Annotated in this window: 8 protein-coding genes; 5 read left to right on the top strand and 3 right to left on the bottom strand. The window is 41.4% G+C overall.

Annotation, left to right across the window (positions count from 1 at the left end; all coding sequences use genetic code 11):
* Positions 1-52: 52 nt before the first annotated feature.
* Entirely contained in the window at positions 53-3,304 is a 3,252-nt protein-coding gene (locus IEV39_RS02015; protein ID WP_005287448.1) for a DEAD/DEAH box helicase, read from the bottom strand.
* 585 nt (positions 3,305-3,889) lie between these two features.
* Here IEV39_RS02015 and IEV39_RS02010 point away from each other — a divergent pair.
* The 3 genes from IEV39_RS02010 to IEV39_RS02000 all read left to right on the top strand — a co-directional run bounded on the left by IEV39_RS02010 (position 3,890) and on the right by IEV39_RS02000 (position 6,698).
* On the top strand, positions 3,890-4,588 hold the full coding sequence (locus IEV39_RS02010; RefSeq protein WP_032883270.1) for a DUF1826 domain-containing protein: 699 nt from the start codon (positions 3,890-3,892) through the stop codon (positions 4,586-4,588).
* Positions 4,589-4,735: 147 nt separating this feature from the next.
* On the top strand, positions 4,736-5,962 hold the full coding sequence (locus IEV39_RS02005) for an acetamidase/formamidase family protein (protein ID WP_005287456.1): 1,227 nt from the start codon (positions 4,736-4,738) through the stop codon (positions 5,960-5,962).
* 310 nt (positions 5,963-6,272) lie between these two features.
* Positions 6,273-6,698, top strand: coding sequence for a DUF4377 domain-containing protein (locus IEV39_RS02000; RefSeq protein WP_005287458.1), 426 nt, complete (start codon positions 6,273-6,275; stop codon positions 6,696-6,698).
* Positions 6,699-6,802: 104 nt separating this feature from the next.
* Here IEV39_RS02000 and IEV39_RS01995 read toward each other — a convergent pair whose 3' ends face one another.
* Both IEV39_RS01995 and IEV39_RS01990 read right to left on the bottom strand, forming a co-directional pair.
* On the bottom strand, positions 6,803-9,061 hold the full coding sequence (locus IEV39_RS01995) for a TonB-dependent siderophore receptor (protein WP_005287461.1): 2,259 nt from the start codon (positions 9,059-9,061) through the stop codon (positions 6,803-6,805).
* Between the two features lie 139 nt (positions 9,062-9,200).
* Entirely contained in the window at positions 9,201-10,232 is a 1,032-nt protein-coding gene (locus IEV39_RS01990; RefSeq protein WP_005287465.1) for a LysR family transcriptional regulator, read from the bottom strand.
* A 195-nt stretch (positions 10,233-10,427) separates the two neighbouring features.
* On the opposite strand from IEV39_RS01990, the gene IEV39_RS01985 reads away from it, so the two are divergent.
* Positions 10,428-11,651: an efflux RND transporter periplasmic adaptor subunit gene (locus IEV39_RS01985; RefSeq protein WP_005287469.1), complete on the top strand. Its 1,224-nt coding sequence runs from the start codon at positions 10,428-10,430 to the stop codon at positions 11,649-11,651.
* Between the two features lie 5 nt (positions 11,652-11,656).
* Positions 11,657-14,836, top strand: a complete 3,180-nt coding sequence (gene adeG, locus IEV39_RS01980; protein ID WP_005287472.1) for a multidrug efflux RND transporter permease subunit AdeG — start codon at positions 11,657-11,659, stop codon at positions 14,834-14,836.
* Positions 14,837-14,846 lie beyond the last annotated feature (10 nt).

Below are 14,846 nucleotides of genomic sequence, written 5' to 3'. Positions count from 1 at the left end.
TTATTTAAGCTCTTTTTTAGCTTTAAGAATGACGGTTCTTAATGACTATAAGTTATTCCAACTCAATTGATCTATTAGTGATATTGACTGTTTTTACTGGCATAGCATCAAACAAAGTCGAAAAGTAATTCATTTTAGACCAAGTATGAATATTACCGATGACATATAAACGACTCTTAGCTCTAGTTACAGCAACATTTAACAGATTAGGGCTTGAGGAAGCCCAAGCTCTGGCCCCCTCGCCTTGATCCTTACACGTTCCTAATACAAGAAACACAATCTCAGCTTCTTTCCCTTGAAAGGTATGCACAGTGCCACATTCAATACCTGTTAGTCTTTCTTCTCTAATACGCTTTTTACAAGCTTGGATAACTTTTCTAAAAGGAGAAATGACATATACTTTGATTCTTGACTGATCAGCTGATTTTTTTTGATTTGCTTCAAGCTTTCTTAATGAATAGATCAATACATTAAGTTCTTCATAATTAACAGGATGAATAGAATCTACTGAATCCACATTGAGCCATGAACTAGCACCAATGTCATAAGCAATCTCTGTCACTTTAGGGTTTCCAAGGTTATCGACACGACCTTGCACCATTTGCCCTGCATAAGCAATATTATTTGCGATTGAGAACATCGGATCGTCACATCGACGATGTGTCCTTAAGGGCATACCCGTCCAGATTCTTGATAGTTCATTTACATTACCATCACCAATCCATGAACCAAATTGTGTTATTCGATCAGCAATCGTTTGTACCGACTCAAATACCGGGGACCAAGAGATATCTACATTATTTTGTTTGCACAGGACTTCAACAATACTATCAGGTAATGTAAATACGGGTTTTACCTGTAATGGATCACCAATTAAAATCGCTTTTTTACTCCGCCAAATTGCTCCTGCTGCGGACTGAGGAGTAGCTTGACCAGCTTCATCAATAAGTAACCAGCCTAAACTATCTTGTCCCAAGCCTGCAAAAAGCCGACTAAATGAAGCTAAAGTTGTCGATACAACAGGGACAACAAAAAATAAGCTATCCCAAATTAATGGGCGACCTTCATACTCTAATCCCTTTGCATTACCTGCCAGCATTTGTCCAACCATTCTCAAATTGCTTAAGAACCTCTTGGCATTAGATAAAATCGTTAGCTTATGCAGTTGCATTGATTTAATAAAAATACGGGCCCTCAGATCATCTATGACTTCTGACGTATTTACTGAAGTTCGATGGAGTTCTTCAAATGATAACTTCCATAAATCAGGACCAACAATATTTTTTACGCCTAAATTCTTTATCTCCAATAAATCATGGCTTAACCTTTCATATTCTTGTTTTAACTTGAGAGATTCATTATTAAGCTCTAATAACTCTTGCTGACAGATTTTTATCGCTTTATTTCGTGTTGTCCTATCATCAATTAAGTTTTCATAGTGAGACGTATTTTTTTGCAATGATAAGGTTACCTCATTAATCCGCTTATTATAGATTTCCAGACGCTGTGTCCGAAAACCAAATAATGCGCATAGACGATCCCAGAGTCGAGGTCCATCTGAGATCTGGATTTGCTTTAATATCTGCTGTTTAGACTGTATTAAGATAGATTGATCTTGTAATTCATGCTGTAACTGATCAAATATCTGTTGATGCTCATTTAATACTTTATTTTTTAGTATAACCGTTTGTGATAACTTTTCTCTGTTCTCCCTAATTGCAGAAATAGACACTGAAGCATGCTCTGCTTTCGTCAAAATAGAACGGATTTGTTCTAGTTGCTCAATTAATTCGAGAAGTTCGCGCTTTGTTTGATTCCATTCTTGGCGATAACTATTCACATGGGGAATAGCATCCTCAAGTATTTGCTTCATTGATACAAATGAATCTTTATTACTCACCTCCTCGTTATCAGTAACATGATCTTCCTTAAAAAAAGCCCGCGCAAAAGATTTACGATTCGTACTATTACCTAATGCAGCCGCAATGATTCCCCAAGTCGGAATCGTTTTTTGATTTCCATCTAGAACTTTTTGACTATCAAATACCCCCTTTATGACTTCTGGAAAATACAAGGAGGTTGATGCGTACTGCTTTTCTAGTTTACTAAGTGCAGGTAATTCCTGTGAGATATTTTTCACAGCATTATTATTGTTACTACTGATAACAATTGACGTATCCCGTACCAACTCTTCTAAAATCGGTGAGAACATTCTCCCCATGAGTCGAATAGGTTCTTTAAATATAGCTTCAGGCGTAGATAGCGCAGAGATTCGCTTGGCACGCTCAGTAATGACTGTTGCGATGACATCGCATAATAAAGTCGTTTTTCCTGTACCAGGCGGACCATTTACCCCAATAACTCCATCTTGCTTGCTTAAAAAGTTTTGAATATGTGCAACAACAGCTTGTTGTGCTAATACCAATGGTTTATCGGGTGATGTAGGCCAGCGACTAATCGGCAAGTGTGAAGCACAAACAAGCTCCGCCATAGCCTCATGATTTTTTAAAATATCTATTCGATCATCATGAATAATCGAGGAGCCAAGATATGCTGATAATGCTTGTCCAAATGGCTGCTTCGACATACTCTGTTTCAGCATTTGGTCAAGATCATCTAAATAAAATGAATTAAGAAAGTTAACTTCTTGCTCAACTTTCTCTAAATCAGATGGTTTTTTGGGAGAGCGTTTAGTAACAACGATAAACCGCCAATCTAGCCCAGCCTGATCATCCTGTTCAAAAATAGAACGAACTAATTCCGTCTCACTTTGTAAATCCTTCCATGAACAGCGATAGTCCAGTTTTGATTGAGATAAACAGTGACAGCGCTGAGCAAACTCTTCTTTTGCTCGTGTAAGTCTAACATTCAGATTTGTAAGAGACTCTCCTACACTTAAAGCTTGAGTACCATATACATAACTGGCTGGTGTATAACTATCTTCAATCAAACGCCCATTTTCATTTACCGAAAAAGAAGCTAACCAACCAGTACCAGAAATGCGTTCACGCTCTTTATCACTCAACTCTTTTCTTACAACCTTTTGCAAAATAAGTCGGGTGAGATATTCTTGCTCTGTCACACCAATATAGACTGTATGTGTGTATATATTTTTTTGTGTTGGTTGATACTCTGACTTATTCCAAGGTAATTCTTCACCAAACCTTAAGGTGGTGATCTTTGTAAATTCATTACTATCTTTCGCGGTTGGAGCAGATGGTATCGTAAAAATTTCTAAATCTCGCCAAAATGAAAGAATTTGGCTCACTTCTGTAAAATTGCAATTGCTCTTTTTATTATCCATAAAAATTCTCAAAAAAATTATATTCACATCCTTCAAAAGGATTAGTATTTAAAAATACTAATCTAAATAGATATTTAGCACTTTTAATTAAGTTTTCTGTTCTCCCGTACATTGATTTGCGTATCAACAAATGGCAGGAATACTTAACAATGAAAATGAAAACACCTGTCTAGATTACCCCCTAAGTTCTTTAGGGCCCGAGGAATGTTCAAGCTTCCGTTATCAGCTATTCCCTTAAATTTAATCCATTTTACAAATTATAGGAACCTGCTGTCTATACAGATCTGTATACCCATAAACTTCAGTTATTATTCCTCATAGTTTGATGTAATTTTTTAGTGATAACTAAAATTTGCTGAAGAAAATATTTGGTGAATTATTCAATTTATAAAATACTATCTTTCAAAACTGCTCTTTCCGCTCACCTTAATGCCCCAGCACATCTATATTTTTACTTAACTAAGGCAACTGCCTACCACCAATTCATCCAGTTGCTTAAAGTTAATCTCCTCGAATAAATCAAATTAAAAATCTTCAAGAACTCAGTGTATATTACTGCGGATGGTTTCTTTTTTTACTGCTGATATGAACAATACATTTTCTGATCACAAGCAAGTCGGTGTGGTGTCTACTTTCTCTGAACTGATTAACACGCATTTCCAAGGAGAAATGAATGCGCTTTGCTGGCATAGAAATCCGCTTGGAGATTTTAAAGAAATCGTGACTCAGCTTCAGTTAAAAGAAAATGTTACCGAAATTTCGGCAGAAGACCTTTTAGCACTGCACCTTTCAGAACAAGGGAATCTAGCTAGAACAATGATTTTGCAGGATATACAGTTATTGACTGATCTTGGAGCCTTACCTACTCTTAATTTAATTGAAAGTTACCAGCGCGATGACGAACTGGATTTCATTTCAACAGATGTCTATTCCTATCACGTCGATCGGTCGCCCATCGCAACGGATACATTTTTATGCACCTATCATGGGGCGGCTAGCGAAATCTTGCCTAATGATCAGGTTGAGCAAAAAATTTTAATCCCGGAAATCAGAGAACAGCTCAGAAAATTACATGACGGGCCGGAAGCTGAATTTGAACACTTCTTGCAAGAATACTTTTTTGATTTGCATTATCAAGCCCAACCTGATGCTCAACCAGTCAATTTAGGGATCGGACATCTTTGGCGCTTGGCTGTAGATCACCCCACCCAACAGGTCTTGCCTTGTGTTCATCGAGCGCCAATTGAAAAAAAAGGCGAATATCGGTTGCTGTTGATTTGTTAGGAGGCTGATGCACTAGATTAGACAGCTATTGTGTAAGAATATAGTGCATTTTTCATTTAAATTATCCAATAAAATCGAAGTTTAGCGTGGCATAAAATTTGCTCTAAACCTATCCGTTATTTTTTTAAATTCATTAGGATATGTTTTATGTTTAAGCGCTCGCTCCTTTCTTTTGTCATTCTCAGCAGTTTTGCGACGTCAACGGTTTACGCAGAAAGTTTTAATATTCTTAAACAGATCTCAAATAAACCTGTCCAGCTAAAAGATGGTAACTATAAAGGCAATTATTATGTTCCTTCGACTTTAGAGACCATCACTTGGGGCTATTTACCCAATAAAGATGCCAAGCCTGTTATTGCCGTTCCATCAGGAAGTGTGGTGACCTTTGATACGGTCTCACATGAAGGCTTATTGGAGGATCAAGGGCGTGATGCAGAAAAATATTTTAAATCGAAAGGTGTAAAAGCTGAAAATATTCTCGATGAAGCAAAAACAATTACGAAGTCTAATTTAAAACATGATTTTCATCAGGATGGCCCGCATATCGTCACTGGACCTGTTGAAATTCAAGGTGCACAACCCGGTGATATTTTAAAAGTCGAAGTCATTAAAGTTGAACCTCGTGTTCCTTACGGCGTGATTTCCAATCGTCATGGTAAAGGAGCACTGGTGGGTGAATTTCCTAAAAAACCTAAACAAGAAAATGCATCTGCTACTCACCCAGAACGTTATGGGAATGTTTCAGTATTTACCCCGATAGAAAAGAACGCCAAAGGTGAATACGAAGGCGTACTCAAAACAGAATCAGGAAAAGCGATTCGTTTCCCGCTTTATCCATTTATGGGCATTATGGGCGTAGCAGCCAATACATCTGAGCCTGTCCATTCTGTCCCGCCTGCAATGTATGGCGGTAATATTGATATCAATGAGTTAGGTGCAGGATCAACCATTTACTACCCAGTACAAGTTCCCGGTGCGCTGTTCTATACAGGCGATAGCCATTTTTCACAGGGTGATGGTGAAGTTGCACTGACAGCACTAGAAGCATCCGCTCGTGCAACCCTTAAATTTACCTTATTAAAAGCAGGCAAAGACAAAATTCCGGGTAAGGAAATTGTGCAGCCTTTGGCAGAGAATGCAGAATTCTGGATTACGCCAGGACTGGATGAGGAATTAGATGAAGCTATGAAAAAGTCGACTCGTGAAGCAATCCGTTTTTTAAATCAGGAATATGGCATTGATGAAGCGCTTGCTTATGCTTATCTAAGTGCAGCCACAGATTTTGAGGTTTCACAGGTAGTGGATAAAACCAAAGGGATTCACGCCAAAATACGTAAAGCTGATTTTAAAGAATTTAATCAAGCAGCCAAATAATACAGTTAATTCCCTATTCGTAATTTTGCTCAGAGAGTCAGCGTGTATCGCTTGGCTCTTTGAGCTTTATATTTAATTGATAGGATGAAGATAGTATGGAAATTGATACTTCTACTCACGCTATATATTTATTCTCTACAATGACCAGTGGCAATGGAATAAAACACGTTCAATTGGTTAGGAATATCACCCAATATCTTAAAAAAAGATACTAGATTGCTCAATAAAAATGATAATTAGTTGACACTTCATTAACATCAGTTCTTATGATTTCTTTTATGATGAGACTTTTCAATAATTGAGAAAACAAATGAAAAAAATCTTATTTATAGCATTAACAACAATTGCGCTAACAGCTTGTTCAAAAGACGCGAATAAACAGACTGAGACCAAACCCACACCTGAAGATAAATCTGTCACAGCACAAACGGGAGCAGAGCAAATGCCTAGCCGAGTTTCATATCTTGAGATTTCTCCAAAAACTCAAAAATGTGATGCTGGAGCAGGACAAATGGATTGCTTACAAGTTAAACAACTTGATTATAAAGATGGGCAAAAAACATATAAGAGCAAAGATTGGGAAAATCTCTATGCAGGAATCGAAGGTTTTACGCATAAGAGCAATGAACAAGTCCTCATTCGTGTTAAAGAATATGACATCCCGAATCCACCCGCTGATGGCTCAAGTATCCGTTATGTCCTAGATGAAGTCATTGAAACGGTTCCTAGCAAATAAAATTTTTAAAATAAAAAGCACTTGGTTTTAGTACCGAGTGCTTTTTATTTTTAAAACCTGAACTGTTTAGTTGGTGGCTCGCCTACATCTTTCTTATATATGATTTAGAATTTTGCTCGCAAAGACAAGGTTACATTACGTGGTTCTCCCCAATACACACCATTATAAAACCCTATTTCCTGATAGTACTTTTTATCAAATAAATTAGTAACTTGAATATTAGCACTCAGATCTTTACTTAATTCATAGCCAATATTGGCGTTTGCCAGAAAATATGCTTCTTGTCGAATAAAACCATCTGTATTCGATGGTGCTCCACCCCATTTGCGCTTTACTTCACTTTGCCAATTTACCCCAAAGCCTACGTTTACCTTATTTGCACCATCCCATAAATCTTCTGGTAATTTAAAGTTGGTATAAACCTTCGCTAAGTTTTGGGGAATAGAGGTAGAAGCGCTTACTTGTTCTGAACTTATGCTGTTTACATAGGTATAACCCGCTGTAATATTCCAATTAGGTGTGATCTGCCCAATAGCTTCGAGTTCAAAACCTTCAATTTTTAACCCCTCACCTGATGCTTTCATTGGGTCAGCACCATCATCTGTTTTAATACCCGCAGCGACTGCTTCACTATCAAGTATGGCAACATTCGATTTTTTAGACCAAAAAGCAGCAGCTGTTGCCAGTAATTGATTATCTAGCAAACTTGCTTTCAAACCTGCTTCATAACTTTTACCAACTTCTGGCTCCAAGAAACTATTATTACGGTCTTTTTGACTACTTGGATTAAACATATCGGTATAACTGGTATAGGCCGTTATAAAATCATTAAGATCATACGTCACTCCAAAGTAAGGCGTAAATGCATCAGCTTTTACATCACTTTTCGTTCCATTCGTCGCTGAATAATCACTATAGCGTCCACCTACAATTAATTTTAATTCATCGGTAACATTGAGTTTTAAAGTGCTATATACCCCATAATTACGTTGTTTGGCATCTTTGGTTGCTGGCGTAACGGTATAATCTGGTTTAATGGTTGCATTGCCATCCCATGTACGCCAATCATTAATCACGCATGTATCACCAATATTATTAGAAGGTAAAGTGACATCATTCACTTTTTTAGTACAGGTCAATTGGCCACTCGCCAAACCATTGAGCTGACCTGAAGGACTATCTGTAGAACGGTCAAAGCCATTAGCACCAATAATAAGTTCATGTTCGCGATTAAATAACTGAAAAGGACCGCTCGCATACAGCTCTAAACTGGTTTTTTTAGATTCTGATGTTGGATAGACTGTTGACCATACTCCTACTCCAGTCCCATCATTTTGATTCGGGAAACCAGAACCGCCATAGGACATCAACCAAAAACTTTTGGATAGTGAATACGCGGCAGCAGCCTTGATCATCCAATTATTATCAAATTTATAGGTCAAATCGGCAAATGCTGTTTTATCTCGTTGACTAATGGTGTTCCAGCTATTTGCCAAGCTAAAATTTCTTGGTAAATTGGCAAGCGAACCATCTTGATTCCAGTAAGGTACTGTTCCCCATGTCGAACCACGAGGCTGATTGTCTTGATACTGGAAGCCAACACTACCCGTTAATTTTTCTGTAATATCGGCTTCTACCATTGCCATTGCAGCCAAAGTTTCTAGAGAGTAGTAATCCATATATGAATCACCCTCAGTTCGGGCTGCCATCACTCGGCTTCTTACACTCCCGTCTGTAGATAATGGAATCGAAACGTCAACTTCATTACGAATTTTATTCCAACGGCTAAATGAAGTTGCTACATTACCCGACAGTTCTTTAGTTGGTCGTTTACGAATCATATTAATGGTTGCAGAAGGATTTCCCGTACTCCCTGTTAAACCCGTCGCACCCTTCACAACCTCAATACGATCAAAGAAAAAACTATCTACACGTGGACTGTTTTCACCTATTGGCATTCCATCAATTTGTCGATTTGTAATTGCATAACCTCTCGCAAAATAATTTGAACGCTCGCTATCACTTTTAGTGACCGTTACCCCAGGTGTAGCAGCAAGGACATCATCGATAATATTTAGATTTCGCTGTTCTATTTGTTCTCGTGTAATCACACTGACTGATTGAGGTGTTTCTTTTAAAGAAAGTTTAAGCTTGGATGAACTTCGAGATGAGTTCGCTTTAAAACTTTTATTCCCTTCAGTTTTTTCATCTTCTTCCGCAGTAACTTTTATCGTAGGTAAGATTGAAGATGACTCCTTGGCCAAAGGCTGTTCTTCTGCAAGCGCACTGTTTGATAAAACGCCCCACATTAAGATTGACTTTATCGCAATATTTAAAGCAGTTTTTCTGATCTGGCTGTCCATAATATTTTAACAAATAAACAAGAATCATTATTATTATCATTTGACCAACAAAAACAAACAAATTTAACTGATTTCTATTATTTATGAGTGATATAAGCAGCTCTTTATGATCCTTTCCATCTCGCTAGGCCTGCTTAGCTCAAGTCTTCAATGCCCTTGCTTCAGCAATATTATGCTGTTCCACCAAAGTACGAATGGTATATTCATGACTACTTTTCTGATCACAGGCAAATTCACATTTCTGATCCAGCGGCAAAGCACTCCCGCCTAATAATGGACATCCTGCAAACAGCTCCGCCACCCAGTCAACAAAAACCCGGACCTTGTGCGATAAATGCCGACTCTGCAAATACACCACTGAAATCGGCATCGGTGCAGGTGTCCATTGGGGTAATACTTCCTTTAAAGTCCCTGCTTCAAAGTGATTGGTCAGCATATAACGTGGTCCTTGAATCAGGCCAAAGCCTTGCAGCGCCAAATCGATATAGGCATCGCCATCATTGACAGACACCTGCCCATTGACACTGACACTCTGGATCAGGTCATCGACCACAAAATCCCAGTCAAAATTACGCCCTGTACGACTGGAAAAGAAATGAATGGCTTGATGATTCTTTTGCAAATCCTCAAGTGTTTTTGGTTCACCATATTTTTCTAAATAGCAGGCCGATGCTGCCGTGGCACACTGAAACGTACCAATACGGCGTGCAATGAGACTGGAATCCTGCAATTCCCCCACCCGTATTGCACAATCTACCGCCTCACCCACTAAATCTACAGGGCGATCATTCATACCAATGACCAGATCAATATCGGGATAACGTTGATGAAAATCTCTCAACCTTGGAATCAGAATCAAACGACCAATCGAAACGGGAACATCAATCCGTAATCGTCCTCGCGGCCCTCGTTCCTCATCATGGAAAGATGCTTCAATATCTTCCACGTCCGCCAAAATTCTCAAGCTACGGTCATAATAGACTGCACCATCAGGGGTTAGGCTCAGTTTACGCGTGGTTCGATTCAGCAGGCGAACCTGTAAATGTTTTTCTAAAGCCTGAATCGTCGTGGTCACCGATGCACGTGGCAGCCCCAGACTATCCGCAGCCAGACTAAAGCTGTTGGTTTCAACCACTTTATTAAAGACTTTCATTGCATGAAATAGATCCATGGGCCACTCCCATTGATGCATTTTTTGGATTTTATGCATCAATTATTATAAAAATACGAATAGTGTTATCAAATTTAGTATATTTATTCGTAATTGACAAACTTTTATGCTCCTTCCATTCCATAAACCTGTTTCTCCCATACAGACCACAACAAAAAGTCTGAAAACAGGGATTCAAATAACCAGGAGCATCCCATGTCACTTTCCCGCAAACAGCTGACGCTGTCTGCTGTCATTATTGCCGTTTTTGCAACAGGTGGCAGTTTTATTCTCTTCCAAGAAAATGCAGATGCCAAAGCGACTTCAACAACAAGCGCACCACCTGCAGCAACCGTTGATATAGCCAATGTCGTCAGTCAGACCATTACCGACTGGCAAGAATATTCGGGACGTCTCGAAGCCATCGATCAAGTCGATGTCCGTCCACAAGTTTCAGGCAAACTGATTGCCGTGCATTTTAAAGATGGCAGTTTAGTAAATAAAGGCGACCTGCTGTTTACCATTGATCCTCGCCCTTTTGAAGCAGAACTGAATCGCGCCAAAGCGCAAATGGCTTCTGCTGAAGCACAAGTCACCTACACCTCAGCAAATCTAGACCGGAACCAGCGTTTAATTCAAAGTAATGCGATTGCCCGTCAAGAACTTGATCAAGCGCAAAATGAAGCACGCTCAGCCAATGCCAATTTACAGGCAGCCAAAGCCGCAGTGGAAACCGCCCGTTTAAATCTGGAATATACCCGTATTACTGCCCCTGTCAGTGGGCGTATTTCCCGTGCCGAAGTCACAGTAGGTAACGTGGTTTCAGCAGGTAATGGCGCACAGATACTGACTAGTTTGGTTTCGGTATCACGTCTGTATGCTTCTTTCGATGTCGATGAACAGACTTATTTAAAATACATCAGCAATCAACGCAGTTCAGCCCAAGTCCCTGTTTATCTTGGTCTTGCCAATGAATCTGGTTTTAGCCGTGAAGGTTATATCAGTTCGATCGACAATAATTTAAATACCACCTCAGGCACTATCCGTGTCCGCGCTACCTTCGATAATCCTAAAGGCGTAATGCTTCCCGGACTGTATGCCCGCATTCGTCTGGGCGGTGGACAACCCCGCGCAGCCATTCTGATTAGTCCAACTGCGATTGGTGTCGATCAGGACAAACGTTTTGTGGTTGTAGTGGATGCCAAAAATCAAACTGCGTACCGTGAAGTAAAACTCGGCGCGCAACAAGATGGCCTACAAATCATCAATAGCGGTCTGCAAGTTGGTGATCGCATTGTCGTAAATGGTTTACAACGCATCCGTCCGGGTGATCCTGTCAAACCTCACCTCATTGCTATGCCGAATCCTCAAATCATTGCCGATAACACAGCACAACAACCTCAGCCTTCAGAAAAAACCCCAACTTCGGCAAAAGGTTAATCCTCATGAATATTTCCAAGTTTTTTATTGATCGCCCGATCTTTGCCGGGGTGCTGTCCGTCCTGATTCTACTGGCGGGCTTACTCTCCCTTTTCCAACTGCCCATTTCTGAATACCCAGAAGTGGTGCCACCCTCTGTGGTGGTGCGTGCCCAATATCCGGGTGCCAACCCTAAAGTGATTGCTGAAACGGTTGCTTCTCCTTTGGAGGAATCCATCAACGGCGTAGAGAACATGCTATATATGCAGTCTCAGGCCAACAGCGATGGCAACCTGACCATTACCGTCAATTTCAAGCTCGGGATTGACCCAGATAAGGCACAACAACTGGTGCAGAATCGGGTGTCTCAAGCCCTGCCTCGTTTGCCTGAAGATGTACAACGTCTCGGTGTGACCACGTTAAAAAGTTCACCAACCTTGACCATGGTGGTGCATCTCACCTCACTGGATAATCGCTATGACATGACCTATTTGCGTAACTATGCCGTGCTCAATGTCAAAGACCGTTTAGCACGCCTACAAGGTGTAGGTGAAGTCGGCCTGTTTGGTTCGGGTGATTACGCCATGCGCGTGTGGTTAGATCCACAAAAGGTGGCTCAACGTAATCTCACCGCGACTGAAATCGTCAATGCCATTCGTGAACAGAATATTCAGGTTGCCGCAGGAACCATTGGTGCAGCGCCAAACAATTCACCATTACAGCTATCGGTGAATGCACAAGGTCGTTTAAGTACCGAACAGGAATTTGCGGATATTATTTTAAAAACGGCTGCGGATGGTGCAGTAACGCGTTTGGGTGATGTTGCCCGGGTTGAACTGGCCGCTTCGCAATATGGTTTACGTTCATTACTGGACAATAAACAGGCCGTGGCGATTCCAATTTTCCAGGCACCGGGTGCCAATGCCTTACAGGTCTCTGACCAAGTGCGTAGCACCATGGCGGAACTGTCCAAAGATTTTCCAGCCTCAATTAAATACGATATCGTTTACGACCCTACCCAATTCGTGCGTTCAAGTATCAAAGCAGTGATTCATACCCTGCTTGAAGCGATTGCACTGGTGGTTGTGGTGGTGATCCTGTTCTTACAAACATGGCGTGCTTCAATTATTCCTTTACTGGCAGTGCCTGTTTCAATCATTGGTACCTTCGCCTTGATGCTAGCCTTTGGTTATTCGATCAATGCCCTGTCACTATTCGGTATGGTACTCGCCATCGGAATCGTGGTCGATGATGCCATCGTGGTGGTGGAGAATGTTGAAAGGAATATTGAAGCAGGACTCAGTCCAAGAGATGCGACTTACCGTGCCATGCGTGAAGTCAGTGGCCCCATTATCGCGATTGCATTGACACTGGTTGCCGTGTTTGTCCCGCTGGCCTTTATGACTGGATTAACGGGCCAATTCTATAAGCAATTTGCCATGACCATTGCCATCTCCACTGTGATTTCGGCTTTCAACTCACTCACTCTGTCTCCTGCATTGGCCGCCATGTTGCTGAAAGGTCATGATGCCAAACCAGACGTCCTGACCCGTGTAATGAACCGTGTCTTTGGACGCTTCTTTGCCCTGTTTAACCGCGTATTCTCACGCGCATCGGATCAGTATGGTCGTGGTGTCAGTCGGGTGATTTCCCATAAAGCCTCAGCGATGGGTGTGTATGCAGCTTTACTTGGTCTGACCATCGGAATTTATTATATCGTTCCGGGTGGCTTTGTGCCCGCACAAGATAAGCAATACCTGATCAGCTTTGCCCAATTACCGAATGGTGCCTCACTGGATCGAACCGAAACCGTGATTCGTAAAATGAGCGATGCCGCGCTGAAACAACCTGGTGTAGAAAGTGCGGTGGCCTTCCCTGGTTTATCCATTAATGGTTTTACCAACAGCTCCAGCGCAGGGATTGTATTTGTCACCTTAAAACCTTTCGCTGAACGTAAAGCAGCCGATCTTTCTGCCAATGCGATTGCAGGTGCTTTAAATCAGAAATACGCCGCGATTCAAGATGCTTATATTGCAGTATTCCCTCCACCACCAGTGATGGGTCTCGGCACAATGGGCGGCTTTAAACTCCAGCTCGAAGATCGTGGTGCTTTAGGTTATGCCGAATTGAATAACGCAGCGCAATCCTTTATGAAGGCGGCACAATCTGCACCTGAATTGGGGCCAATGTTCTCTAGTTATCAAATCAATGTACCGCAATTGAATGTTGATCTGGATCGAGTTAAAGCCAAGCAACAAGGTGTTGCCGTGACTGATGTATTTAATACCATGCAGATTTATCTCGGTTCACAATACGTGAATGACTTTAACAGTTTTGGTCGTGTCTATCAGGTACGTGCCCAAGCCGACGCGCCGTTCCGTGCCAATCCTGAAGATATTTTACAGCTTAAAACCCGTAACAATGCAGGACAAATGGTGCCGCTGTCTTCTCTGGTCAATGTCACTCAAACCTATGGCCCAGAAATGGTGGTGCGTTATAACGGCTACACCGCAGCGGATATTAACGGCGGTCCTTCACCAGGTTATTCATCCAGCCAAGCCGAAGCTGCGGTTGAGCGCATTGCCGCTGAAACCTTGCCACGTGGGGTAAAATTTGAATGGACCGATCTGACCTATCAAAAGATCTTGGCAGGTAATGCCGGATTGTGGGTGTTCCCGATCAGTGTACTGTTAGTGTTCTTGGTCTTGGCGGCGCAATATGAAAGCCTGACCTTGCCATTAGCCGTGATTCTGATTGTGCCAATGGGTATCTTGGCGGCACTAACAGGGGTTTGGCTCACAGGCGGTGATAACAACATCTTTACCCAAATCGGCTTGATGGTACTGGTCGGGCTGGCTTGTAAGAATGCCATCTTGATCGTGGAATTTGCCCGAGAACTGGAAATGCAAGGCGCGACCGCATTCAATGCTGCGGTTGAAGCCAGCCGTTTACGTTTGCGTCCGATCTTGATGACTTCAATCGCCTTCATTATGGGTGTGGTTCCACTAGTCACATCAACAGGTGCAGGTGCTGAAATGCGTCATGCCATGGGTGTTGCGGTATTCTTTGGTATGATCGGGGTGACCTTCTTTGGTTTGTTCCTGACCCCTGCCTTCTATGTGTTGATTCGTACCCTGAACAGCAAACATAAACTGCTCTCGGCAGCTGTGCATGAAGCACCACTGCACAGTTCACACGATCATTAAGGAGCAGGCC

Origin of the sequence: Acinetobacter courvalinii (assembly GCF_014635545.1) — a bacterium.
Lineage (GTDB): Bacteria > Pseudomonadota > Gammaproteobacteria > Pseudomonadales > Moraxellaceae > Acinetobacter > Acinetobacter courvalinii.
Note: the sequence above shows the minus strand (reverse complement) of the source record. Positions and strands in the feature narration are given on the sequence as shown.